Genomic DNA, 26,310 nt, shown 5'->3' with positions numbered 1-26,310 from the left:
AGATGTTTGTTATTCTATTTTGCCTGTTAGCTTCTCTTTCCAATTAGTCCAGTTGTATTTTTTACTAAAGATAAATAAAAGTATTGGGTAAATGATGACAACAGGAAATATAACATCTAAACCAGCTGATGGCTGGGAAATATCTTTGAAAATAGAATGCGTTTGAAAAGCCGACCAATCTGATGTTACCAATAATGCACTAACTAAATTGTTAGCAGCATGAAATCCCAAAGCTAATTCCATTCCATCATCCATCAAAGTGATTATTCCTAACATTAATCCTGTTCCTATGTAATATACTAAAATGATATTTCCCATTTTAGTTACTTCCGGATTAGAAAGATGCATAGCGCCAAAAATTACAGAAGTCATGATTAGCGGAAACCATTTATTTTTAGCGAGATTAGCAAAACCTTGCATTAAATAACCTCGAAAAATATATTCTTCCGTGCTGGTTTGAATTGGAATTAAGACCGTGCCTATTAAACCCAAAATTGCAAATGGAATAGGTTTAAAATTGATTACAAAATCAGCTGGATTAGATAAATAGAAACCTAATGTGGATATAATAGTAAACAGTGCCCAAATAGAAAATGAAAAAAAAACTCTTTTCCAATCTATTTTTGCCCTTGAGGTCGTTATAGAAAGCAACGTTTGATGGTGCAAGTAGCGCACAACAAAGAAAATCCCAAACATCGTAAAAACAAAGGAAATCAATATCAAAAATAATGTCAGATTTGGTTCAAAAAAACGCATAACATCATCATTTTCTGAAGGATATGCTTTACCATTAACAAAACTGTCATACAAAATAGCAACTAATAAAGGAGCTTGACCTAAAAAAGAAGCAACGATAATAAGCAATGATCCTACAATATACTTCCAAAATTTATTCTCTGACTTGATACCCTGCTTTATGAACATAGATTATTTGTTTTTATATTTTATTAAAATTAGAGTAACAAATTCAACTTTTGTTACACTTATAATGAGCATTTACAACTCTATTTTCTTAATCACATGATACAAATATACCATAATCCACGATGTGGAAAATCAAGAAATTGTCTACTTCTCATAAAAGAATCTGAAAAAGAACATCAAGTCATTAACTACCTTGAAAATGGACCAACTTTCGATGAATTAATTGCTCTTACTCAAAAGCTAGATTTTGAGCCTATCGCTTTGGTTCGGCAAAAAGAAAAAATTTGGGTTGAAAACTTCAAAAATAAACAAATGACTAACGATGAAATCATACAAGCAATGGTTAATTATCCCATTCTTATCGAAAGACCTATTGTTATTATTGGAGATAAAGCTATAATAGGAAGAGAATTAGACTCCGTTATTGATTTTATTTAATTAACATTTTTTTGTGATTTGGCATTTAAACCAAATCCATTTTTCACAATCTAAAATAGCATATCTAATACTACTAGCATGCCGAAAAAAACAAAACAATTCTTAGCCTTTGTAATCCTTTTTATAAGCTCAATAAATTTTGCGCAACAAGGACCCAATTCAAAACCAAAAATTAAAATTACTGGAAATGTAATAGAAAAAATAAGCAAACAGCCGCTTGAATACGCTACAATTACTTTTCTTTTTCCAAATAATCCAAAACCTGTTGCTGGTGGAATTACAAACGCAAAAGGAGAATTTGATATTGATGTGAATCCTGGAGTTTACGATATAAAAATTGAGTTTATTTCTTTCAAACTAAATCAAATTAAACAAAAAAATCTTCAGGCAAGTACAAATCTGGGGCAAATCGCTTTAGAAGAAGATGCAAATCAATTAAATGAAGTTGTTATTCGATCTGAGAAAACGACCGTTGAAATTAAATTAGACAAAAAAGTTTATAATGTAGGGAATGATTTAATGGTAAAAGGCGGAACGGTAAGTGATGTTTTAGACAATATACCATCGGTTTCAGTGGATGTAGAAGGAAATGTAAGCCTTCGTGGAAACGATAATGTAAAAGTACTTATCGACGGAAAACCTTCTAATGCAATTAATATTGCTGAAGCTTTACGTTTAATCCCTGCTGATGCTATTGAAAAAGTAGAAGTTATCACTAATCCATCCGCCAGATATGATGCTGAAGGTGGCGGTGGTATATTAAATATTATTTTGAAAAAGGGGAAAAATCTTGGATTAAACGGGACTTTTATTGCATCTACTGGTTATCCAGAAAATTATGGACTGAGCGGTACTTTAAATTACAAATCAAAAAACTTTAATCTTTTTACTAACCAAGGTTACAATTACAGAAGTAGCCCAGGAAATATGATCACAAATACCGAATATTTAAATTCAGATAATTCGATAAGAAACTATGTGAATGAAAATAGAGAAAACGAGAGATTCAGTAAAGGATATAATGGGAATTTTGGTATCGAACTTTATATAGATAAAACAACTTCATGGACCAATACTTTTAATTACAGAAAAAGTAATGGAGATGATACGGATAATGTTTTCCAAAAATATTACGATGTTAATTATGTTTACGACTACACTCGAACTCGTATAAATGTCGAAGACAGTAAGAGTGAAAATGTCGAATTTGCCACAAATTTTATTAAAAACTTTAAAAAGGACGGACATAAATTGACTATTGACGGTTCCTTTTCAGCCAATGACGACAACACAACAGCTTTGGTAACGGATACAGCAAATAATACCGCGGACATAAAATTAGACAACACACTTAATCATCAAACTCAAAATAGAAATTTACTGCAGGCAGATTATGTTTTGCCGTTAGCAAAGGGAAGCCAATTTGAAGCCGGATATCGTGGAGATTTCTCTAAACTGGTTACTGATTACAAAGTAGAAAATGATGGCGTGATTGATCCAAACTTCACCAATACATTAGAATACAAAGAAAAAGTGAATGCCATTTACACTCAATATGGTTTGAAAGTAAATAAATTCTCCGCTCTTTTTGGTTTGCGTTGGGAGGATTCTAATATCGATATCAATCAGTTAGCTACGAATGATTTCAACAATAAAAAATACAATAATTTCTTCCCCAGTGCTTTCTTTACCTATGAAATTTCAGATAAAAGCAGCACTTCTATAAGCTACAGCCGAAGAATCCAAAGACCTAGAGGAAGAATGATAAATCCATTTAGCAATTTATCCAGTAATATCAATATTTTTATGGGAAATCCTGATTTAGATCCAGCATTTACTGATGCTATTGATTTAGGATATATCAAACGTTGGGACAAACTGACTTTTAATACGTCATTATACGTCAACAAAACTAGCGATGTTTTTCAATTTGCAAGAAGAGAATCAGGAGATTTTGTCAATGGCACACCAATTATCATCAGTTCACCAATCAATTTGGCTACGGAATATAGAACAGGATTTGAATTTACTTTAAACTACTCTCCATACAAATGGTGGAAATTAAACGGTAATTTCAATTTCTTCAGAAACCAAACTCAAGGGAATTATGTGTACACGGATTTTAATAATGTTGAAATAACTCAAAATTTTGACAACACAGCAACTTCATGGTTTACAAGAATCACATCAAAAGTTACCTTGCCTTACAAAATTGACTGGCAAACTAATGCGACATATAATGGTCCGCAAAGTAATGCTCAAGGAAAAAGTCTAGCTGTTTTTGCTGCCAACTTAGCGTTTAGTAAAGATGTAATGAAAGATAAAGGAACACTTTCTTTCAACATCAGTGACGTATTCAATTCCAGAAAAAGGATAATGGAAACAAATCTTCCAGGAATACTTAATTCTTATTCTGAAATGCAGTGGAGAGAAAGACAGTTTACCTTATCATTTACCTATCGTTTCAACAAACAGAAAAACGAAAAAGAAAAACAACCTAAGAAAAACATGAATGAAGGTGAGGGAGACTTTCAAGGCTAAATAGAAAAAGGACTCGTACAAAAGGATCCTTTTTATGCAATAATTAATTATAATAAAAAAAAGGACTCGTAAAAACGGGTCCTTTTTTTATGTCACAATCAGATTAAACTGACTGTTGTTGTTGCTTCTTTTTAGCTCTTTTCTCTTTATATGATTCCCAAGTTGCTCCACCTATCCAATAAGATACGAAACCAACTAAAAAAAACATCAACCAGAATCCTATAGTAAGAACGGTTAAGAAAAGTAAAAAGCCTAAGTACTGTGAAAATTCAAACATGTTTTCCAGAATTTTGAATGTAGCCACAAATGTAAGTTTAATTCCTTTTCTTACCAATAAAAAAGAACAAAAACTATCAATCAATTTTTATAAAAAGGGAATTATCCGTATTTTTGAGCTCAGAATTTAGAGCTACTCCCGCTATACGTTACAATCTTTTATGCCGAACACCGGCATAAAAGGATTTTCACTATTATCGGGGCTAAAAATCAAACAAACTACTTAATACTTATAAACAACAACGAAATGAAATTCAGAATAGAAAAAGACACGATGGGTGAAGTGCAGGTTCCTGCAGACAAATATTGGGGAGCACAAACAGAACGTTCCCGAAACAATTTCAAAATCGGATCTTCGGCTTCCATGCCAAAAGAAATTATTGAAGGCTTTGCTTATTTAAAAAAAGCAGCCGCGTATGCTAACTGTGATTTAGGCGTTTTGCCAATCGAAAAGCGTGATGCTATTGCTGCCGTTTGTGACGAAATCCTAGCCGGTAAATTAGACAACGAATTTCCATTGGTGATTTGGCAAACTGGTTCTGGTACGCAAAGTAACATGAACGTAAATGAAGTAGTTGCTAATCGTGCTCAAGTATTAAAAGGATTCAATATTGGCGAAGGCGAACAATTCATCAAAGCTAATGATGATGTAAACAAATCACAATCTTCTAACGATACGTTCCCAACAGGAATGCATATTGCAGCATACAAAGCGGTAGTAGAAATAACTATTCCAGGTGTAGAAAAGTTAAGAGATACACTTCACGCAAAAGCGCTTGAATTTAATACTGTAGTTAAAATTGGTCGTACCCACTTAATGGATGCTACTCCACTTACATTAGGACAAGAAATTTCAGGATACGTAGCGCAATTAAACTACGGTTTGAAAGCGGTTAAAAACACTTTAGCGCACTTATCAGAAGTGGCTTTGGGTGGAACGGCTGTAGGAACCGGATTGAATACTCCTGAAGGGTATGACGTAAAAGTAGCCGAATATATTGCTGAATTTACCGGACATCCATTTGTAACTGCTGAAAACAAATTTGAAGCTTTGGCAGCTCATGATGCAATCGTAGAAACTCATGGTGCATTAAAGCAATTGGCGGTTTCATTGAATAAAATTGCAAATGACGTTCGTATGTTGGCTTCAGGGCCACGTTCAGGAATTGGTGAAATTATTATTCCGGAAAACGAGCCGGGTTCATCTATTATGCCGGGAAAAGTAAATCCTACGCAATGTGAAGCTTTAACTATGGTTTGCGCACAAGTAATGGGTAACGATGTTGCGATAACTGTTGGAGGAATGCAAGGTCATTATGAATTGAATGTATTCAAACCATTGATGGCAGCTAACTTCTTGCAATCAGCAAGATTATTAGGTGATGCTTGCATGTCTTTTGACGAGCATTGTGCACAAGGTATAGAACCAAACTACAAACGAATTAAAGAATTAGTAGATAATTCATTAATGCTTGTTACGGCGTTAAACACTAAAATTGGATATTATAAATCGGCTGAAATTGCTCAAACTGCTCACAAAAACGGGACGACTCTAAAAGAAGAAGCTGTTCGTTTGGGTTATGTAACTCCAGAAGATTTTGATGCTTGGGTAAAACCCGAAGATATGGTAGGAAGCTTGAAATAATTTTGAATTTTGAGTTATAAATAAAAACCCTGCAGTGATAAAACATTGCAGGGTTTTTAGTTTTAATAATTTTAAAAAAAAATGTTTCAATTCGGCATTTATAATTTACAATTCATAACTATTTCCCATCTACATAATCTTGTAAATAACTAAATCTAGGCGTCAATTTTCCTTTTTCGGTGATTTTGGCTCTTTGAAGAATCCCGTCTTTATCACCATTAAAAAAGGCTGGAATTACATGTTCCATGAACATCTCACCAAAACCTTCGCTGGCATCTTTTGGTAATTCGCATGGCAAATTATCAACTGCCATTACAACTACTGCAGCAGGATGAAATACATCAACTTCTTTATTTTCAGCAGATAAATATCCATACAAAGGTTCCGCAATAGTTGATGATCTAAGGGTAGACGCAACTGGACCATTGACATCACAGGAAATATCAGCAACCACTTTTATTTTACAGTCATTGGATTGAAGCATTTCCTGAGTAAGAATTACTGGCGACTGATTGGCATAATAATGACCCGCAATAAAAACCTCTGTTACTTTTGTGAATTTTTCGAAATCAGAAACATATTCCTGTGGATTATTATAAAAATCATTGAAATCTAATACTTGACCGTCTTTACGTTTATTATAATCCAATACATCAATTTGAGTATAAACGGGCTGTGTATAGTTTTTAGTTAAGTAATTTTCAATCGAAACTTCTTTGATTTTTATAGCATCCAAAATTTCTTTTGCACCGTTACCCACTTTTCCGGTTCCGGTAATAACAAATTTTAAAGGTGGCAAAACCACTCGTTTTAAATGCGCTATTAGTGCTTCTTTTCCAGAAAGTGTTTCTGCTTTCGGGATTTTAAACAAGCCAAATTTTATTCCAAAAGCTCTGATACTATTATAAGCACCTACAATTCCGGCATATCTCCCAAAACCTATTAATCGGCGATTGTTAGCATCAACAATCGTTTCATGATCATATAGATCAATATTTTTTTCAAGTATAGCCTGCAGCAATTTTCTGTTGTAAGGTTGCTTTTTTATGGTGTGAGAAAAAAAGAAATATGATTTATTAGGAATAAGATAATCGACCGGAACTTCTTTTACCCCAAAAAAAACATCGCAATCACTTATGTCATTTGCAACTTCAATTCCCAATTTCTTGTACTGCTCGTCAGTAAAAATTCTAATATCTGAACTTTCTACTTTTATAGAAGCGTCCTGATATAGCTGTTTTATTTTTGCCAATTCATCTGGTGAAAAAACAACTCTTCTGTCTGGTGGGGTTTTTCTCTCTTTTATAATTCCGAATTTCATTTTTAAATGCTTTATTTATGATTTAATATAACTTAATACCTTTAATTTGTTACAAATATAACAAATAAGATGAAATTTAATTTATTTTTTTAATAAATTTATAATTCTGAAACGATTAAAAGCTGATGTCCATAAACATAGAAAACGGCTAATGCCAGACAGTGATAAAATAGTGTTAAGGTTTTGGAAAAAAAATAAATCAACAGGGATTGATTCTATATATTTGCCTTTCTAGCACTATTGAAATGAATTTTATAAAAAACGCAAATATACTACAAATACTCATCCTTATATTAGTTTTGAGTTCTTGTACAAAAGAGAAGAAAAAAGTACAATTGAGCGATGCACTACTACCCAAGAGTACCTTGCCTAAAATGAAACCTTTAACGAATGAACATCCTAAATTAACGGCTGAATACATTAATTCTAAAAAAAGATCAGTAGAATCTTTTTATAATAAAACGTGGCCCAATAATAGTGCAAATGGAAGTTTTCTTGTTGCTCAAAATGGTCAGATCATCTATGAAAATTACGAGGGCTATGCTAATAAAAGAGACAAAAGATTAATAACAAGTACTACTCCCCTTCACTTGGCCTCTGTGAGCAAAGTATTAACTGCAACTGCAGTTTTGAAATTAATTAATGCCAAGAGGATTGATTTAGACCAAAAGGTAAATACCATTCTAAAAGAATTTCCTTATCCTGATGTTACTATTAAAACACTTTTGGACCACAGAAGCGGAATGAGGAACTACGCCTATTTTACAGATCGCGATAAGACGGTATGGGACAGACATAATAGACTGACCAATCAAGATATTTTAACTATAATGGCTACTAAGGATATTGGGTTGGAGTTTAAAACGGACACGCGCTTCAGCTATTGCAATACTAATTATGCAATGTTGGCACTGATAATAGAGAAAATAACCAAGCTTCCCTACAAAGAAGCAATGAGACAAATTATTTTCAAACCACTAGGAATGAAAAACACTTATGTCTTTGATTACGAAAGAGATAAAGATACTATTGCGCCGTCCTATAAGGGAAATGGAGTCGAAATAGGTAAAGATTATTTAGATGCCGTTTACGGGGATAAAAACATCTATTCGACGCCCCGAGATTTATTGAAATTTGACAGAGCGAGAAATTCCGGTGTATTTTTGAATCCAAAGTTATTCAAAGAAGTTTTTGAGGGATACAGCAATGAACGTGCAGGAGAAAAGAATTATGGTCTTGGTATTCGAATAATAAATTGGAAAACAGGACAAAATTTTTATTTCCATAACGGTTGGTGGCATGGAAACACCTCATCATATATCACATTACCAAAAGAGAAAGTTACCATTATTGCGCTGTCTAATAAATTCACAACTAGAACTTATCAGGTCAGGAAACTATCTAGGTTATTTGGTGATTATCCATTCCCATTGGGCAAGGGAGAAAAAGAGGAATGATTTTTGATAAATATATTCTAAATATAGATGGCAGATTTAAACAAAAATAGAATACATTTGCAAACTCAAATTATTTCTGAGTCAGAATAAAAAAGGGGTCGACTGGTTTTGACAGCAAGTCGAATTGATAAGTAAGCACGTCGAGCATTGAGACCTTGCTCGTAAATATAAGATCTTACAATTTTACACGGCGAAAATAACTACGCTCTAGCTGCATAATCTGAATTATAGTAAGATTAGCCTCGTTCCTATCAGATAGGAAAGCAGGATTCTCCTTGAAAGCCTTGGTTTGTGGCGTTCAGTAAAGGGGAACCGTAAAAATAAACCTAGATTTCCATGAGCTTCGGGTGGATTTCAAAATTAAGAAGATAAGTATAGTGTGGCTGTTTCTGGCCTAGCACAATATCGAAAACTCAATCAGGAAATAAACGCGTAGAAAGCTTTTTAGTTGCTTGTTTGGACCCGAGTTCGATTCTCGGCGACTCCACTTTAAAAAAATCGTAATAAGCTATATTTTAAGCTTTTACGGTTTTTTTTTATTTTGCTAATTCCCAATATCTTCCCAACAAAATAAATTAAAATTTATTTACAATAGAATACAATCCTATATTTTTGTTTTTAGCTTGTAAATTCCATTCCTGATACATATTAGCTTAAGAAATGATTCAAGATTTGATCAAATTAAAACACTAAAAAACTAATTTATCAAAAAGAACTGTTTGAAAGAGTTGCATCTTTTTTCCAGAAAGAAATATCTTTGCAAAGACAACGACCAAATGAAATTATTTTTTTTAAATTTTTGTTAATTATCTGTAAAACAAATTAATATATTATTTTTATTAGTAATTTTAATCCTCAAAAAAAAACTCCAAAAGTAAAAAGGAAACTGGAATGAGCAGAAAGATAGTTCCAGCAAAAAATTGAATTCTTAAGTGATGTCTACCTTATTTTTGAAAAAAAATGCTTGAAAACCCCAAATCGAGCTTAGTAATATCATTTAATCTTTGAAAATACCGTAAAATTTTTGTGTAGAATTCATATCCTGTAATTGAATGCTACAAAAAGCCCTGATTTTTCATTGCATTGAATTTATTTACAGATTATATTTCTATCATTAAATATAAAACACAAAAAATGAAATCAAAACTAAAAAAAGTCGGGATATTATTGTTAGCGATTGCTTTTTCTGGTGAAGTAGCTGCACAAACAAAAGATGCTTCACAAGATCCGAACATTGAAAGCAATATCAGAGGTTTTTTAAAAGTCCTTAATTCAGGAACTGGAAAGCCTATAGAACAATTACCACCTAAAGAAGGTCGGGCAGTGCTGAGTGGCTTACAATCATCTGTAAAAGTTGATATATCTGGAATAATTGTTACAGAGAAAACGATTGTTGTGGATGGTCAAAATATTAAACTAAATATTGTCAAACCTGCAAGTGAAAAAGGCCCATTGCCAGTATTTATGTTCTTTCATGGAGGAGGTTGGGTCCTTGGAGATTTTCCTACCCATCAGCGAATGGTTAGAGATTTAGTAGTCGAATCTGGCGCAGCAGCGGTGTTTGTTAACTATTCACCATCTCCTGAAGCGCACTACCCAGCCGCTATTAACCAAGCCTATAACGCTACTAAATGGGTAGCTGAACATGGGAAGGAAATTGGAGTTGATGGTAAAAGACTAGCGGTTGCAGGGAACAGTGTCGGAGGAAACATGGCTACCGTGGTTGCAATGATGGCTAAAGAAAAAAAAGGGCCGAACATTAAATTGCAGGTTTTATTTTGGCCGGTTACCGATGCTAATTTTGAAACCGAATCCTATAACTTGTTTGCTAAAGATCGATTCCTGACTAAAAATTTGATGATGTGGATGTGGGACAATTATACAACTGACCCGAAACAACGTAAAGAAATTTATGCCTCTCCTTTGCAGGCTACAAGTAGCCAGTTGAAAGGATTGCCACCAGCATTAGTGCAGACCGCACAAAATGATATTTTAAGAGATGAAGGAGAAGCGTATGCCCGAAAATTAGACGATGCAGGGGTAAAAGTTACTGCAACACGTTATAATGGAATGATTCACGATTGGGGGTTACTAAATCCAATAAGTACAATTCCTGGGACCACATCAGCTTTATTACAAGCAGCTTCTGAAATAAAAAAAGCATTAAAATAAAACTTGATTTTGTAACGATGCTAAATACAAATTTTAGATATAATTAAAGGGAAGATGAAACATATACTCCTGTCAATGTCACAACGTAAAAGCGTAACTAATTTTTAAAATAGCATTCATAAATAAGCAGGATTCAATTTAAAAACATTCAAAATGAAAAAAACAGTAGCAATTCTTTCGCTAATTCTCATTGCAGGATTAGGAAAATTATCCGCACAGGACAACAAAATGTCTAAGGATAAAACAATAATGATGATGCCCAATGTAAGCGACTGGCCTGAAGCTTCCCGTATGGCGGTAAAAGAAATCAACGACAAATACGGTAAACCTGATGGGGTTACAAAAGACGAACTTATCTGGATGAAGAAAGGCGTTTGGAAAAAAATATGCATCAGTAAAAAAGAATCCAAACATAGTTTCCCCATTGAACATACCGATATGATGCAAACTACGATAAGTTACAAAGTACCTATGGATATAATGGATGAACTTGGTAAATTTGATGGTAGTGTAACATTTGATCGTACGCAAGGAACTATGAGCGCACGCTGCGATAAAGAAGGGAATAACTTCTTAGCATTAAACCTGGCTAATGATATTATTACAGGTAAAAAATCTGTTGAAGAAGCACGAAAAGCATATGGAGATACTGTAAAAGAGAAAATGAATGGAGGTAACCCAATATATATGCAAAAGCTAACTTTCTCAACACAGGAAAACTCTGCCGATCCAGACATAAATACCACAGGATTAACGAAAGAAGATGTAATGAAAGGAATGAAAAAAAAAGGGGCAAAATAAACGAAATTTTTAAACAATATATAATAACAAGTTTAAACTTAAATGCATAATTATAATTCTAACCCTTATATGTAATTTGATAATTTAAGTTTTAATATTTTTCTCAAACCTAACGCACCTACTGCATCATTTATTAATATAATTAGTAACCTTTTAATTGTTTAAATTATGAAAAATGTAGTAAAGATTCAAAAAGCGGAATCTTCCTTTACCGACAGGAGGAAATTCCTTAAAATCAGCGGGCTCACTATGGTGGGCACAGGCTTATTATTAACCGGTTGTAACAAAGACGACTATATCTTTATTAGCCCTAATGACGCTAATTTAACATCAAAATATGGTGGTGGTCATTTCCCTGGGGTAAAAAATGGGGTATTTGATTTAGGCGGAAACGATCTAGGAGTGTTGACCTATGCATATGCTCTGGAACAATTAGAAGCCGATTTTTATACTAAAGTCGTAAATGCCAGTGGTTTTACATCAAATTTTACAGCAGAAGATCAGCAAGTGTTGATTGATTTGTATCATCATGAAGTAATACACCGAGACTTCTTTAAAGCAACTCTGAGCGCAGCGCTTCCAAATCCAAAAAAACAATTACTTCCTGATTTAGCCTTTGATTATGGGGGTTTAAATTTTAGTAGTCGCAGTGAGGTTTTAGCTATAGCTAAAGCATTGGAAGATACTGGAGTTGCCGCTTATAACGGTGCGGGAAGATTAATTTCAAATCCGGAATATTTGTTATTAGCTGGGAAAATAGTTTCGGTTGAAGCGAGACATGCTTCTGCCATCAGAAGTTTAATTAATCCCAATTCCAAAGATTTTGCCGGGGATGATGTAGTAGATACTACAACTGGTCTGGATGTTAAGAAAAATCCTTCGGAAGTCCTCGCTATTGCTGATGGATTTATTACAACTCCATTCACTGCATTATACTTACCGTAAAACAATTAACTTTTAACTTTTAAAAATAGAAATTATGAACATATTAAAATTTATAGAGTCTTTTGCTAATGAGAGTTTAATGCAAAGTAAAGGTTCCCGAAGAGAAAGTTTTACACAATTTGGTCAGTTGGGGAAAAATTTAGCTTTAGCATCTATCCCATTTGGATTGTCAACATTCACAAATGCTGCCTATGCTGCAGACATTAGCCCAACGCCAAGCACCCCAACTGGTGCTTTACAACTTGCTCTGACTTTAGAATACCTTGAAAAGGAGTATTATCTTCTAGGACTACAGTCGGGTGTGATCCCTACAAATGGAAGAGATGAAAAAGTTTTTAAGCAAATATCAGACCATGAAACAGATCATGTTACCTTTTTAATAAACGCATTAGGTGGCGCTGGAAGTCCGAACGTTGTTGCAAAACCGACATTTGACTTTACAGTTGGTGGACTTTTTCACCCATTTAGTGATTACGCAACGTTTTTGGCATTGGCACAAGCTTTTGAAGATACTGGCGTACGAGCATACAAAGGACAAGCTGGAAATTTAATTTCAACGCCTGATTTACTGACCGCAGCCTTGCAGATCCATTCTGTCGAAGCGCGTCATGCCTCTGAAGTAAGACGATTACGCGCTCAAAAAGGATGGATTATCCGCAATGATCGTGGCGGTTTACCGGAGCAGGCGCAACCTGTATATAATGGGGAGGAAAATACCAACCAGGCAGGTTTCAATACCGCAGCATTATTTGGTGTTGATGCAGGAACAGAATCATTTGACGAGCCATTAACAACGCAAGAAACGGTTACAATAGCTAATTTATTTATTGTGTAATTTAATAAGCAACAAAGTGTAAAAAAACAACTCAATTCCTTTTAAAGTGCTTTTTTTATTGTAGTTAATAGATTTATTAAAGAAAATTATAATCTTGTTTAAAACAAAAGAGCGTTACTTTAATAAGTTCGCTCTTTTTATTATCTGAAAAGTAATAGTAACGAAAAGATCCGCTGTTTACAACCTTATTTTTTTATAAATATATGAAAATGATATATTTAATATCAATTTGGAAAATAACTTAACGGAAATAGAAAACCGAATTGACAGCCAATCAGAAAGAATATCTTACGGCTATAAAAATAAGTGGTGATGCATTGATTGTGCTTATCAATGACATTCTAAATCTAGCAAAAGTAGATGCAGGAAAAATGGCATTTGACAAAAAACCTTTTAATATCTCCGAATGCATTACCGACATATTTTATTTGTTTGAATCAAAATGCTTAGAAAAAAATTTAGAACTAGAGAAACAATATGATACAGCTATCCCAGAATATATAGTAGGTGATTGTCTGCGTTTGCGACAAATAATATTAAATTTAATAAGCAATACCATAAAGTTTACACAGGCTGGTAAAATTACCCTGAGTATTCTTCTACTAAAAGAAGATTTAGAAAAAATAACAATCCAATTTATGTTAACCGACACTGGCATTGGAATTCCAAAAAACAAACTGGAACATATTTTTGATAATTTTGAGCAGGCATCCATCGAGACATCCAGATTATATGGTGGAACAGGCTTGGGGCTCACTATAGTCAAGCAACTGGTAGAACAGCAAGATGGAACTTTAATTGTAGAAAGCGAAGAAGGCAAAGGATCTACTTTTGGTTATATTTTAGATTTTGAAAAATACATAACAGCAATTGCTATCGAAAAAAAAATAATATCAAATCTGGCTATTGGGATAGAAAATGTAAAAGTATTAGTTGCTGAATACATGCCACTGAATCAGCTTTTGATAAAAATTATATTGAAAGAATTTGGCTTTGAATGTGACATTGCCGAAAATGGAAAAATTGCAATATAAAAGCTACAGGAAAACAATTACGATATAGTTCTGATGAATATACAAATGCCTGAAATGAACGGATTTGAAGCTACAGAGTACATAAGAAATAAAATGAATTCCAAAATCCCTATTATAGCTCTAACCGCAGATGTAAAGACTATAGATACGGAAAAATCTAAAGCAGTTGGAATGAATGACTACATATCTAAGCCCATTGATGAGAAACTTTTATATAATAAAATTATCAAACAACTAAAAAAAAAAATCTTAAAAACTAAATTAGATTTAAAATAATAAACTAAAAATCAATAACTTACTCTTTAATTGTTGTATTTATTTCGTAAATTTATTCTCTCCAAAATGTTTGCACTAAATAAGAAAGACAAACTCAAATGAAAACTCCTAATACTTTCGAATCTAAAAATGGTACTATAACCTCGGGAGATAATCTATCCTATTGGTTTTCATCTGCTGTGAAGCCAATAGCATTTGAGAAATTAAACCAGGATATTAATACTGATATTTTGGTTATTGGTGGTGGAATTTCTGGACTTACCACTGCTTATTGTCTTGCAAAGGAAGGACGTAAAGTAATTTTGGTTGAAGACGGATTTATTGGAAGCGGTGAAAGCGGAAGAACTACTGCTCATCTTACCTGTGCGCTTGACGACCGTTATTTTGAATTGGAAAAAAATTTCGATGAACATACTGCACAATTAGCAGCCAATAGTCACATGGCAGCTATTGAATGGATAGCTAACACCGTTAAACATCATAAAATTAATTGTCATTTTAAAAGAGTGGATGGCTATTTGTTTTTACATCCTTCTGATTCCAAGGAAACATTAGAGAAGGAATTCGAAGCTACAAAACGTGCGGGACTTATTACCGAGATGCTGAATTCCGTTCCGTCCGTTGCAACAGAAGATGACAAGTGGTGCATTAAATTCTCAGATCAAGCACAATTTCATATACTTCTTTATCTTAAAGGATTGACTAATGCCTTTATAAAATTGGGCGGAAAAATATATACAGAAACAAAAGCGGGGAACATTACAAAGGAAGGAGCTACTGCAAACGGTTTTAAAATAAAAGCAAATCACATTGTAGTGGCAACAAATACCCCCATCAATGACTGGGTAATAATGCACACCAAACAATGGCCTTATCGCACTTATGTGATAGCTGCCAAAGTTTCAAGAGGAAAATTACCTTATGCATTGTGGTGGGACACAGGCGATCATGACTCAAAATGGATATCGAAGCCTTATCATTATGTACGCTTAGAAGAGTTTGATGAACAATATGATATGTTGATTGCTGGTGGAGAAGATCATCGCACGGGGCAGGCAGATGATGAACATATCAAAGAAGAAGACCGCTATCATAAACTGGAAAAATGGACAAAGAAACATTTTCCGGCTATTAAAACTATCGAATTCAAATGGTCAGGTCAGGTAATGGAACCTCTTGATTCATTGGCATACATTGGTAAGAATCCTGGTGAAGATAACATTTATATCATAACTGGAGACTCCGGCAACGGTATGACACACGGAACCCTTGGTGGAATGATTATCACCGACATAATTACAGGAAGAGATAATCCTTGGATTAAATTATATAGCCCGTCTCGCATTTCATTAAAAACCGCTGGTGATTATTTACACGAAGTTGGAAACATGATTTTGCAATATGGAGACTGGCTTACTAAAGAAGATATAAAAGAAGTAGGTGATTTAAAACCTGGTGAAGGTGGAATTATTTCTTCAGGATTAAAAAAAATCACAGTATATCGTGACGAACAGAATAATCTTCATACCTGCACTGCTGTTTGTCCCCACTTAGGTGGCATACTGCAATGGAATGCTGACGAAAAAACATTTGATTGTCCCATGCACGGTTCCCGTTTTACCAATGAAGGCACAGTAATAAACGGCCCCGCAACCTCCGATTTAAAAAAAATCATTATTAACAAAGAACCTAAAGTTTAAAAGTTAATACCGGTCTAAAAATACTCATTTCAAGTGGTAAAATAAATTAACAAATTTTATTTATTATGGCAAAGAAGGAAACATCAAAAACAAAAGAGATTGATAATCTTAAAATTAATGACCTTGCTAAAAACACAGAGAGTGGTCAGGGTGAATTTTTAACCACGAATCATGGATTGCGAATCAACGATGATCAAAACTCATTAAAGGCAGGCGAACGTGGCGCAACTTTGCTGGAAGACTTTCACTTTCGTGAAAAGATTACGCACTTTGATCATGAAAGAATTCCAGAACGCATTGTGCATGCAAGAGGAAGTGCGGCACACGGATATTTTGAACTTCACGAATCCATGTCAAAATATACCAAGGCTAAATTCTTGCAGACTCCAGGCAAGCAAACTCCCGTATTTGTAAGGTTCAGTACCGTAGCGGGATCGCGTGGGTCATCGGATTTAGCGCGTGACCCACGGGGATTTGCAGTTAAGTTTTATACCGAAGAAGGCAACTATGATTTAGTCGGGAATAATATTCCTGTGTTTTTTATTCAGGATGCCCTTAAGTTTCCAGACCTTATTCATGCAGTAAAACCAGAACCACACAACGAAATGCCACAGGCGGGATCCGCACACGATACCTTTTGGGATTTTGTTTCTCTGATGCCGGAGAGCATGCACATGATTATGTGGGCGATGAGTGACCGTGCTATTCCGAGAAGCTTGCGGATGATGGAGGGATTTGGCATTCATACTTTTCGTTTCATAAATGAAAATAATAAATCAGTATTTGTAAAGTTTCATTGGAAACCCGTATTGGGTGTTCATTCTGTTACATGGGATGAGGCACAAAAAATTTCGGGAAAAGACACTGACTATCATCGTAGAGATTTATGGGAAGCTATAGAAACCGGCAACTTTCCGGAATGGAATTTTGGAGTGCAGATTGTAGCGGAAGAAGACGAACATAAGTTTGACTTTGATTTGCTTGATCCTACCAAAATTATTCCTGAGGAAATTGTTCCGGTGCAGATAATTGGTAAAATGACACTGAATCGCAACCCCGATAATTTTTTTGCAGAAACTGAGCAGGTAGCTTTTCATCCCGGTCATATTGTTTCCGGAATTGATTTCAGTAATGATCCTTTATTACAAGGTCGATTATTTTCCTATACAGACACACAGCTCAGCCGACTGGGAGGCCCTAATTTTCATGAAATACCGATCAATCGCCCCATCGCACCTGTACACAACAATCAACGGGACGGAATAATGCGGCAAACCATTAATACAGGTCAGTCGAGTTATAATCCGAACGCGACAGGAAATGGATGTCCGTTCCAAGCCGGAGCGGCCGATGGAGGATTTGTTTCGTACAATGAGCGAATCGATGCCAGAAAAGTCCGTGCACGCAGTCAAAGTTTTTTTGATCATTTCAGTCAGGCAACATTATTCTACAACAGCCAAAGTGAAACCGAAAAAAATCATATTGTCGATGCCTTGTTATTTGAATTAGGTAAACTGGAAACAGAGGCTATTCGAGTGCGAGTAGTAGGCATGCTTACCCAAGTGGACAAAACGCTGGCTGAAAAAGTTGCGGAGGGCTTAGGCATACCTGTTCCAAAAGCCCCTGAAGAACCAATGAATCAAAGTATTCCTGCTGATGGTGATCCAATGAAATTTCAACCCATAAAAGTGGAATCTTCATTGAAAAGTTCAGCAGCACTAAGTATGGAAAATACAGTTAAAGATAGTATTAAGACCAGACAAGTAGCGATACTTGCCGCTGATGGGATTGATGATATTTCATTAAATACCATGAAAGAAGCACTCGAAGCCGCAGGAGCACAAACAAAAATTATTGCGCCTCACTTAGGGTTTATTGCAACGGCAACGAGTAAACAAATCAAAGTTGATCAAAGTTTTTTAACCGCAGCTTCCGTTTTATTTGACGCAGTATATGTGCCGGATGGAAAGCGAAGTGCTACTGCATTAAAAGAAGAACCTGATGCTATTCATTTCATTAATGAAGCGTATAAACATTGTAAAGCTATAGCTGCAGATGGATCTGGTGTAGATTTCATATATCTGACTGCTGTCGGGGTTAAAATTCAAAACGAAGACAAAGCAGATAAAAACAACCTTGCAACCGGAGTGTTGCTTAATCGTGATTCTAAAGAATTTATAAATGCAATCGCACAACATCGTTTTTGGGAACGCGAAAAAAGGGGTAAGGTTCCCGCTTAGGATGAATTATCGCATGACAAACACTTCGGATAAAATAATTATAAAGCATGAATCTAAAGTTTAAAAATTGACGGCAAAAGTTTACAATAATTAATAATGATTCTTAACAATTTAAAAATAAAATGGATAAAAAAAATAAATTGAAGTGTTAAACAAACTCATCTAAATCAACAACGACAGAATTGAAGCGTACGAAAACTTATTTTTAAAATTATATAATGCTTTCTGGAATTAACTGGGATACTTTTAATTAACTTCTAAATCATATTTTATGTCATTACTTACTGTATTACTTGTATTAATTGTTGTAGGTGTTCTTCTTTGGCTTGTCAATACCTATATACCTATGGATGGGACAATAAAAAAAATATTTAACATTGTGGTGATTATTGTTGTGATTATTTGGCTTCTCAAGGTGTTTGGACTTTTCAATAGCTTGATGGATGTACATGTATAAAAATGCATGTTGCATTCAAATATCGATTCTGAAATCGAACAATTTTCAAAAACAATAATCAAATACAAAAATTAAATTTTATAGCAACAAATCTTTAAAACTAAAAATCATGAATCTAAAAAGAATCTTTGGAGCGTAATTTACTGCTCTCGGAATAAGTGGTCTTATTTATACTGCTTTAATATTTATGGATACCTCTGGTGGTAAACTTGACATTAATATGCTCGTCATTTATGGTATACTGGGCCTTATATTCTTCATATCAGGCATTAGTTTAGTTCATACAACAAAAGATGAATCATAGTTTTTGAAATTAAAAAAATAACTAATTTAATAGTATTTATCTGAATGGTAGGTCGCCCGTAACGGCAGCTAAAGCATAGAAGTTTTTCTACCTTCCTTCTATTACCAACGAAAAGATATAAGAGCTACATACCCGTTAAACCGTAAATGCTTTTGAAATACATTTACAAATTAGTAATTGATTTGCATTTCTAACTTTTTTTTTAAAGAAAAGCACGGTTTGGCGCATCAGACAGAGACGATAAATGTCCTGATTCTGATAGAGACGTTGTTGCCGCTATTGATAACCGTTGTTTAATTACAAAAGGAACTATCCTAAAGATCAGGTTGTCCTGAAATTATTCCTCAAGATTCCAAAAAAATCACGGATATCGCCAGTACACTTTTCTTCAAAAACACCAACGATAAACTAAAAATAGTTACTTTGATTCAACTAGACGAGTTGGAAAATCTAGTAAACCGTCACAAAGGTACATACTTGTTTATTGAGAGCTGTAGACAACAGATGTTTACAACTTAGATCGCTAACATAGTTATACCGATTCTGTAAAAGATCCTTAGATGGTTGAGCAATCTCCAATACTAGATTAAAACTATAAGATTTGGCAAAAGTAAACTAATAGTGAGTAATAAGACTTCTTTTGGTCGTGCAAAAAACAGATCAGCCTAATTGAAAACATCGTGTTAAAGAGATATATTACCTAGTTCAATGTTAGTTTGGAAGAAGAAGCTGTTAGTCATCAATAGCTTTTTTTGTTTTAAAAATTTTGAAAAAAAATCTGTGTCTAACTACAAGAATTTTAAATGTTTTATTTGCTTCACAAGGAATCCCTAGTAAAAATTTTGCGAAGTTATTATACAAATTTCCTAACTAGTTTACATGGCTAATAACCTAACAATACTAATAACGGGCGTTTCTTTTATAACAACTTGACAATATGTAAATAACATAACTTTTTAACAATTTTTTGCAACGGATTTTAACATTAGAAATCGAACTTTACATTTCAATAGCGAAAACAATTATAAAAGTTATTGTCTTCTTGCTAATGTTTTTTTTAAGAAAGCCAATCAAAATAAGGAATCATGATAGCAGCCAAAAAAGAAAGTATACTATTTATCTGCTTACACTGCGGTAATGGACTTACAAAATTCGATAAAAAAATTGCTCGATTGTCGTAGCAATCATTTAAACCCGAATTGATATGGGAATTGATATGGGAATTGAAAGAAGAAGTAAATAATGTATGTTTTTGCCACGGCATTATGTAGAGATACACTTTAACTTTATTATAGCGCTGCCGATGAACGGATAGGTTGTACATCTGTTGATCAATATTAATTACTGAAAGAATTAATGCTTAATACCAAAAAAATGAAAAACAGAATCACAACTAAAAGTTCCATTGTACGATCTGCAGGAAATCAAAAAAAAGGGAATTTTTTGGAGTTTAATACTTTATATATTCCTGAGACTAAAGAGAAGTTGCCCGAAATTTTATTTATCACTTCGTATCCTCCTCGCGAATGTGGCATTGCGACTTATTCTCAGGATTTAATTAAGGCATTGGATAACAAATTCAAACATTCGTTCAAGATAAAAATATGCCCGCTAGAATCCCAAAATGAGCAACATGTTTACTCCGAACCAACACAATATATTCTGAATACCGACCATACAAATGCTTTCCAAAATTTAGCGACCAAAATTAATAATAACACTGCTATTCAGATTGTATTGATACAACATGAATTTGGATTGTTTAGAAAAAAAGAGCCCGATTTTAGACAGTTTTTAAATACTCTTCTAAAACCGGTAATCCTTGTTTTTCATACCGTATTGCCAAATCCAAATGAATTATTAAAAGAAAACGTAAAAAAAATAGCCGAATCGGCCCATTCTATTATTGTAATGACCAGTTCATCCGCAAAAATTTTAATAAATGATTACGGGGTTACTTCAGAGAAAATAGCCATCATCGCGCATGGAACGCATTTAGTTCCTCATTCTGACAAAGCACTTTTGAAGGAAAAATATAAATTAACGGGTAGAAATGTACTTTCCACTTTTGGGTTACTTAGTTCCGGAAAGAGCATTGAAACCACACTAGATGCGTTACCCAAGATAATTAAAGAAAATCACGATGTATTGTTTCTAATTATTGGAAAGACACATCCATCTGTCATAAAAGAAGAGGGAGAAAAATATCGATTAATGCTCGAAGCGAAGATTGAAACCCTGCAACTGCAAAATCACGTACAATTTATTAATCGCTATTTGTCGCTATCGAATCTATTGGAATATTTACAACTTACCGATATTTATTTGTTTACATCCAAAGATCCAAACCAAGCTGTCAGTGGCACTTTTTCTTATGCGATGAGTTGTGGATGTCCAATTGTCTCTACCCCTATTCCGCATGCCAGCGAAGTATTGTGTGGTGGATCTGGAATTATTGTAGATTTTGGAAACGTTCAACAATTAGCCATAGAAGTAAACCATTTGTTACTAGACGAGCAGTTGAGAAAAAACACCAGCGCCAATGCATTGCACAAAATAGCACCAACAGCATGGGAAAATGCGGCAATTGCTCACGCTTTATTATTCGAAAAAATTGCAGAAATCACGCTTTCTTTGCATTTTAAAATGCCCAAAATTAATTTGGATCACATAAAAAAATTAACCACTTCTTTTGGAATGATTCAGTTTTCAAATATCAATCAGCCAGATATAAATTCCGGCTACACATTAGATGATAACGCAAGAGCTATGGTTGCAATGTGCCAACATTTTGAATTGACAAAAGACGTAACCGATTTAGAATACATTTATATCTATTTTGATTTTATCAAATATTGTATGCAGCCTGGAGGACATTTCTTAAACTATATAGATGAATATCAACAATTTACAAATCAAAATAATACCACTAACTTATCCGATTCCAATGGAAGAGCTATATGGGCATTGGGATATTTAATTTCTATAGGTGATTTGATACCACAAAATTTAGCGAAAGCCGCACAAACTACGATGGATACCGCTTTGTTGAATGTCAATAAAATATATTCTACCAGAGCAATGGCATTTATAATAAAAGGAGTGTATTATAGTAATGCAAAAAATAAATTGGCAAAAAATGTAGTTTTAATAAAAGAACTGGCCAATAGATTGGTTCAAATGTACAGACATGAATCCGACAAAAAATGGGCTTGGTTCGAGAGCTACCTTACTTATGGAAACAGCATTTTGCCCGAAGCCTTATTATGCGCCTGGTTAGCAACTGGAGATGCTGTTTATAAAAAAACTGCCAAATCCTCATTTGACTTTCTTTTGTCAAAAATATTCAGAGAAAATTGCATAAATGTAGTTTCTAACAAAGGGTGGCTGCATAAAGAAAAGGAGTCTATTCCGACACCATTAGGCGGTGAACAACCAATAGATGTTGCTTATACCATTTTGGCTTTAAGCAAATTCTATGATGTATTTAAAGAAGACGCCTATTTACAAAAAATAGAAATTGCTTTCAGTTGGTTTTTAGGAAACAATCATTTGAGACAAATTATTTATAACCCCTGTACGGGAGGATGTTATGACGGGCTGGAAGACACTTATATCAATTTGAATCAAGGAGCAGAATCTACAGTAAGTTATTTAATGGCAAGGCTAACCGTTAAAAAAACATTCAAAAAAATACTTAAACATTTCAGGACCACTGAAAGTCAAAAGAAGCTTTATTTGAAATTGAACAGCAAAAATCAATTTGCATAATATATTTATGATATCAGGTTCTTAGAAGCAATAAGAACACTTATCTTCTAGCTTACTCATAATCCAAATATTTATATTAAATAAGCCGTCTCACTACATTGAGATGGCTATATTTTATCTGACATAAACATTTGTTTTTGGGATATTTGACTGCACTGCAAAAACTGATATGCAATAAGAGAAACAAATCTCTCTTTATTCGCAAAAGAAAACCAAAAAATTATGTTTTGGTTTTTCTGTTTTTAAATACCTTCTTATTTTATACTTTTTACAACTTGCACTATTGATCCTAAATGCTGGGTAATCTTTATAAAAGAAATTTGAAGCCTTCACCTTACATGTGAGACGACATTATTCAGTTAAAGTTTGAAGGATAGAGCTAATAGAAATTAATATTTAAAATTTGGTTGCCGTCAATCATCAGGTCTTTAAAAAAGCATTCGCTCCGTAAATCAAATATTAACACTTATTTTATTATTATTTTTGTAATTTTGACATAATCACTTAACTAAAGTTTGAGCTTCCAAAATTCCCAACTTCTTAAAGTGATTCGTGCTGAATCAGGTTGAGACCGATAGCGTCAACAAAATGACCTTCAGAACAAAAGAATAAAGTCTTTTTGCGTTAGCATTTCAATAATTTTATTTACTTCATCAACGCTTGGCTTGGGTATCAACGCTTTATTGGACAGGTTTAGAGGTAGACGTCACTTGGAGCGAAAATGGAAACGTTTCAAACAAATACCCTTGTAGGTTCGTCTAAAACAGGAACGAGCTACGAGGTAATAAACTTAAACGACTTTTTATCACTACATAAAAAAGCGTACTTAATTTTATTATAATTTAAAAATAAAGCTATGCGAGTTCCAGTAATCCGAAAAAATATAATATTCACTCCTGATTCCAAGAGGGTTGTTGCGCGGTATTTTATGAATGGTGAGCAACGGACGCAACAGATGGTGAGCCGCATAATGATGTTGGATGAAAAACAAGTTATAGACACACTAGAACATACACTCCGGGAATTTGCCAGACGCCATAGAAATATTTCAAGTATATTTTTTAAGCATTGCGAAAAAATTAGAAGTATAATTGAAGGGATGCAAATCGACTATGACGGTCTGTCTCAGGAAAGAAAAATGCTCATCGGTTCCTATTGTACAATGGAATATGCTATTGAATCCGCCGCTATTTTTAACCCTTCCATTGTGGAAGATTTCGATCAGTCGGATCTCGAAGAAGGAGAGAAGCGTGTTATCATTTCTTTCCGTGCCACTGGGGAAGGTCATATCTCATCCATTGTCTTTAGAAGAGGAATCTTGGATAAGAATAACAATCTCCGAGTGATGAAAATTGGTAATAACATTGATAAAGCAGAGATTGTACACAAAACCTTATACAACAAAGAACGATTTCTGATGAAATTGGCAGAAATGCATACCTCTGACAAATACTCAACACGCATTATGCAGGACCTGCCAGACGAATTTGAGTACGCCATATTAAAAAGTTTGGTGAATAAAGCATTAAGCGATCCAATGATCCGCCAGGAGAGAAGAACTGCACTCGAAGAAGTAATCTGGTTGGCGGATTCATTTTATGATTTGCAATTCAAACACGATTCCGATATCACCGAGCGTGTTATATTTCCGATATCTGATTCTGAAAGCCGTGGTATTGAAGATGCCCGTTTTGTGCGCTTTGTGGATGATGATAAATCAGATAAAGTAATGGCTACATATACGGCTTATAATGGTCATGTAATTCTTCCAAAACTCATTTCTACTGAAGATTTTTATACATTCCGTGTAATGCCCTTATATGGAATCGGTGCTCAAAATAAAAACCTGGCGTTATTCCCTAGAAAAATCAAGGGTAAGTATGCTATGCTGTCCAGAATTGATGGTGTTAACAATTACCTTATGTATTCCGAAAGGCCTACGCAATGGAATGATCCAGTTATCCTCCAGGAGCCCCGTTATACATGGGAGTTTACGCAAATTGGAAATTGTGGATCGCCGCTTTGGACCGAAGAAGGCTGGCTGGTTATTACTCATGGTGTAGGTGCTATGAGACGGTATTGCATAGGTGCTTCACTGTTTGATCTTGATGATCCTTCAAAGGAAATTGGAAGACTTAAAGAGCCCCTGCTTTCACCACTGGAAGATGAGCGGGAAGGTTATGTACCTAATGTAGTGTATTCTTGTGGTTCGATTATTCACAACAATAGCCTTATATTGCCTTATGCCGTTTCAGACTATTCATCTACTTATGGTGTAGTCGATTTGGTAGAATTGATCGAGGCTTTGAAGAAAAGTAAATGATGACTTGAGGCGTTAATGTCTTTACTGATTTCATTGACGAGAGTTAAAATTATTCTGATAATTGTTATAAAAAAACTTGCGTTGTTTGAATCACTTATTACCTGGATATATTTAGTTAAAGTGGATATGTAGGTAAGAATAAATTAATGCTTTTGTTAGCTTTATTAAATATATAATAGTCCACTCAAAAGCTTCAGATCTTCTAAAAAATGGTTCTAAAATTGTCCCGACAGGGTCACAAAGCTAAAAGATTATTTCTAACAAATTAGGATTATTTATTTTTCCTAAAATTATTAAATTTATCTTCCAAAGTCATCTTGCAAACGAATAATATCATCTTCATCAGACGGATTTTCAAGATCAGTGTGCTGCCAAATTTCAGCCACTATTCCCCATGAATCCAAGCCTATCAAACGATGACGTTCTCCTTTGTCCATTTGGATAAAAGTGCCTGGTTGCAGTTCCTTAATGTCTCCTTCTTCATCAGTTAGGCTGGTTTTTACACCAACAACACCCGAAAGTATTTTCCATATTTCTGCTCTACGATGGTGAAATTGCCATGACAACCGCTTATTTGGAGCCACGACCAGAATTTTCGGGCTTAACTTATTGGTAATTCTAATCGCATCCATTCCCAGATGAGGAAAAAATTTAGCGGCAAAAGCTGCTGCCTGACTTTCATCAATTACAAAAAAGCCTCCCCAAGGACGGGTTTCATCTTGTTTTATAACGATAAAATTTTCTTGTTTTAGCGCCGCTGCAATTTGTTCAAAAACAGCACTTTTTTCTAAAGTACTAGGTATGTTAAGATTCATTTTTATTGTTTTAAAAAGTAAAAATATTCGATTGA

Annotated in this window: 18 protein-coding genes, 1 other RNA gene and 1 pseudogene; 16 read left to right on the top strand and 4 right to left on the bottom strand. The window is 34.2% G+C overall.

Annotated features, from left to right (window positions below):
* Positions 1 to 9: 9 nt before the first annotated feature.
* The gene (locus tag ACFX5F_RS04645) at positions 10 to 924 is read right to left on the bottom strand and encodes a CPBP family intramembrane glutamic endopeptidase (protein ID WP_379850358.1); all 915 of its coding nucleotides are present in this window, start codon (positions 922 to 924) and stop codon (positions 10 to 12) included.
* Positions 925 to 1,020: 96 nt separating this feature from the next.
* Between ACFX5F_RS04645 and ACFX5F_RS04640 the strand changes: the two genes are divergently transcribed.
* The gene (locus tag ACFX5F_RS04640) at positions 1,021 to 1,362 is read left to right on the top strand and encodes an arsenate reductase family protein (RefSeq protein ID WP_379850356.1); all 342 of its coding nucleotides are present in this window, start codon (positions 1,021 to 1,023) and stop codon (positions 1,360 to 1,362) included.
* A 78-nt stretch (positions 1,363 to 1,440) separates the two neighbouring features.
* Positions 1,441 to 3,903, top strand: coding sequence for a TonB-dependent receptor (locus ACFX5F_RS04635; protein ID WP_379850354.1), 2,463 nt, complete (start codon positions 1,441 to 1,443; stop codon positions 3,901 to 3,903).
* Positions 3,904 to 4,006: 103 nt separating this feature from the next.
* On the opposite strand, the gene ACFX5F_RS04630 is transcribed toward ACFX5F_RS04635, so the two are convergent.
* A complete protein-coding gene (locus ACFX5F_RS04630) occupies positions 4,007 to 4,207 on the bottom strand; it encodes a hypothetical protein (protein WP_379850414.1) in 201 nt (66 codons plus the stop codon).
* A gap of 219 nt (positions 4,208 to 4,426) precedes the next feature.
* On the opposite strand from ACFX5F_RS04630, the gene fumC reads away from it, so the two are divergent.
* Entirely contained in the window at positions 4,427 to 5,824 is a 1,398-nt protein-coding gene (fumC, locus tag ACFX5F_RS04625; RefSeq protein ID WP_379850352.1) for a class II fumarate hydratase, read from the top strand.
* A 118-nt stretch (positions 5,825 to 5,942) separates the two neighbouring features.
* Here fumC and ACFX5F_RS04620 read toward each other — a convergent pair whose 3' ends face one another.
* Positions 5,943 to 7,145, bottom strand: a complete 1,203-nt coding sequence (locus tag ACFX5F_RS04620) for an NAD(P)-dependent oxidoreductase (RefSeq protein ID WP_379850350.1) — start codon at positions 7,143 to 7,145, stop codon at positions 5,943 to 5,945.
* A gap of 239 nt (positions 7,146 to 7,384) precedes the next feature.
* Between ACFX5F_RS04620 and ACFX5F_RS04615 the strand changes: the two genes are divergently transcribed.
* From ACFX5F_RS04615 to ACFX5F_RS04555, 13 genes and pseudogenes are all read left to right on the top strand, one after another.
* Complete coding sequence (locus ACFX5F_RS04615) at positions 7,385 to 8,602, top strand: serine hydrolase domain-containing protein (RefSeq protein ID WP_379850413.1); 1,218 nt, start codon at positions 7,385 to 7,387, stop codon at positions 8,600 to 8,602.
* A gap of 94 nt (positions 8,603 to 8,696) precedes the next feature.
* Positions 8,697 to 9,092: a transfer-messenger RNA gene (ssrA, locus tag ACFX5F_RS04610) on the top strand.
* A gap of 644 nt (positions 9,093 to 9,736) precedes the next feature.
* On the top strand, positions 9,737 to 10,774 hold the full coding sequence (locus tag ACFX5F_RS04605) for an alpha/beta hydrolase (protein WP_379850348.1): 1,038 nt from the start codon (positions 9,737 to 9,739) through the stop codon (positions 10,772 to 10,774).
* Between the two features lie 153 nt (positions 10,775 to 10,927).
* Entirely contained in the window at positions 10,928 to 11,575 is a 648-nt protein-coding gene (locus ACFX5F_RS04600) for a hypothetical protein (protein WP_379850346.1), read from the top strand.
* Between the two features lie 168 nt (positions 11,576 to 11,743).
* Positions 11,744 to 12,520, top strand: a complete 777-nt coding sequence (locus ACFX5F_RS04595) for a ferritin-like domain-containing protein (protein ID WP_379850344.1) — start codon at positions 11,744 to 11,746, stop codon at positions 12,518 to 12,520.
* 34 nt (positions 12,521 to 12,554) lie between these two features.
* Positions 12,555 to 13,355, top strand: a complete 801-nt coding sequence (locus tag ACFX5F_RS04590) for a ferritin-like domain-containing protein (RefSeq protein WP_379850343.1) — start codon at positions 12,555 to 12,557, stop codon at positions 13,353 to 13,355.
* 263 nt (positions 13,356 to 13,618) lie between these two features.
* A complete protein-coding gene (locus ACFX5F_RS04585; RefSeq protein WP_379850341.1) occupies positions 13,619 to 14,389 on the top strand; it encodes a hybrid sensor histidine kinase/response regulator in 771 nt (256 codons plus the stop codon).
* Between the two features lie 15 nt (positions 14,390 to 14,404).
* Positions 14,405 to 14,665, top strand: a pseudogene (locus ACFX5F_RS04580) (response regulator); the annotation flags it as partial.
* Between the two features lie 98 nt (positions 14,666 to 14,763).
* A complete protein-coding gene (locus ACFX5F_RS04575; protein ID WP_379850339.1) occupies positions 14,764 to 16,365 on the top strand; it encodes an FAD-dependent oxidoreductase in 1,602 nt (533 codons plus the stop codon).
* Positions 16,366 to 16,430: 65 nt separating this feature from the next.
* On the top strand, positions 16,431 to 18,605 hold the full coding sequence (locus ACFX5F_RS04570) for a catalase (protein WP_379850337.1): 2,175 nt from the start codon (positions 16,431 to 16,433) through the stop codon (positions 18,603 to 18,605).
* Between the two features lie 271 nt (positions 18,606 to 18,876).
* Entirely contained in the window at positions 18,877 to 19,062 is a 186-nt protein-coding gene (locus tag ACFX5F_RS04565) for a Thivi_2564 family membrane protein (RefSeq protein WP_379850335.1), read from the top strand.
* A 1,678-nt stretch (positions 19,063 to 20,740) separates the two neighbouring features.
* Entirely contained in the window at positions 20,741 to 23,137 is a 2,397-nt protein-coding gene (locus ACFX5F_RS04560) for a glycosyltransferase (RefSeq protein ID WP_379850333.1), read from the top strand.
* Between the two features lie 856 nt (positions 23,138 to 23,993).
* A complete protein-coding gene (locus ACFX5F_RS04555; RefSeq protein ID WP_379850331.1) occupies positions 23,994 to 25,460 on the top strand; it encodes a glycoside hydrolase family 130 protein in 1,467 nt (488 codons plus the stop codon).
* Positions 25,461 to 25,759: 299 nt separating this feature from the next.
* On the opposite strand, the gene ACFX5F_RS04550 is transcribed toward ACFX5F_RS04555, so the two are convergent.
* A complete protein-coding gene (locus ACFX5F_RS04550; protein ID WP_379850329.1) occupies positions 25,760 to 26,275 on the bottom strand; it encodes a cupin domain-containing protein in 516 nt (171 codons plus the stop codon).
* Positions 26,276 to 26,310 lie beyond the last annotated feature (35 nt).

The organism is Flavobacterium zhoui (genome assembly GCF_042787235.1).
GTDB lineage: Bacteria > Bacteroidota > Bacteroidia > Flavobacteriales > Flavobacteriaceae > Flavobacterium > Flavobacterium zhoui.
The sequence above is the reverse complement of the archived record's forward strand: the minus strand, read 5'-3'. Positions and strand labels throughout refer to the sequence as shown.

Bases quoted from the DNA above. Each gene is read 5' to 3' on its own strand.
- ACFX5F_RS04645 (WP_379850358.1), bottom strand. From the start codon at position 924: ATGTTCATAAAGCAGGGTATCAAGTCAGAGAATAAATTTTGGAAGTAT.
- ACFX5F_RS04640 (WP_379850356.1), top strand. From the start codon at position 1,021: ATGATACAAATATACCATAATCCACGATGTGGAAAATCAAGAAATTGT.
- ACFX5F_RS04635 (WP_379850354.1), top strand. From the start codon at position 1,441: ATGCCGAAAAAAACAAAACAATTCTTAGCCTTTGTAATCCTTTTTATA.
- fumC (WP_379850352.1), top strand. From the start codon at position 4,427: ATGAAATTCAGAATAGAAAAAGACACGATGGGTGAAGTGCAGGTTCCT.
- ACFX5F_RS04620 (WP_379850350.1), bottom strand. From the start codon at position 7,145: ATGAAATTCGGAATTATAAAAGAGAGAAAAACCCCACCAGACAGAAGA.
- ACFX5F_RS04605 (WP_379850348.1), top strand. From the start codon at position 9,737: ATGAAATCAAAACTAAAAAAAGTCGGGATATTATTGTTAGCGATTGCT.
- ACFX5F_RS04600 (WP_379850346.1), top strand. From the start codon at position 10,928: ATGAAAAAAACAGTAGCAATTCTTTCGCTAATTCTCATTGCAGGATTA.
- ACFX5F_RS04595 (WP_379850344.1), top strand. From the start codon at position 11,744: ATGAAAAATGTAGTAAAGATTCAAAAAGCGGAATCTTCCTTTACCGAC.
- ACFX5F_RS04590 (WP_379850343.1), top strand. From the start codon at position 12,555: ATGAACATATTAAAATTTATAGAGTCTTTTGCTAATGAGAGTTTAATG.
- ACFX5F_RS04575 (WP_379850339.1), top strand. From the start codon at position 14,764: ATGAAAACTCCTAATACTTTCGAATCTAAAAATGGTACTATAACCTCG.
- ACFX5F_RS04570 (WP_379850337.1), top strand. From the start codon at position 16,431: ATGGCAAAGAAGGAAACATCAAAAACAAAAGAGATTGATAATCTTAAA.
- ACFX5F_RS04565 (WP_379850335.1), top strand. From the start codon at position 18,877: ATGTCATTACTTACTGTATTACTTGTATTAATTGTTGTAGGTGTTCTT.
- ACFX5F_RS04560 (WP_379850333.1), top strand. From the start codon at position 20,741: ATGAAAAACAGAATCACAACTAAAAGTTCCATTGTACGATCTGCAGGA.
- ACFX5F_RS04555 (WP_379850331.1), top strand. From the start codon at position 23,994: ATGCGAGTTCCAGTAATCCGAAAAAATATAATATTCACTCCTGATTCC.
- ACFX5F_RS04550 (WP_379850329.1), bottom strand. From the start codon at position 26,275: ATGAATCTTAACATACCTAGTACTTTAGAAAAAAGTGCTGTTTTTGAA.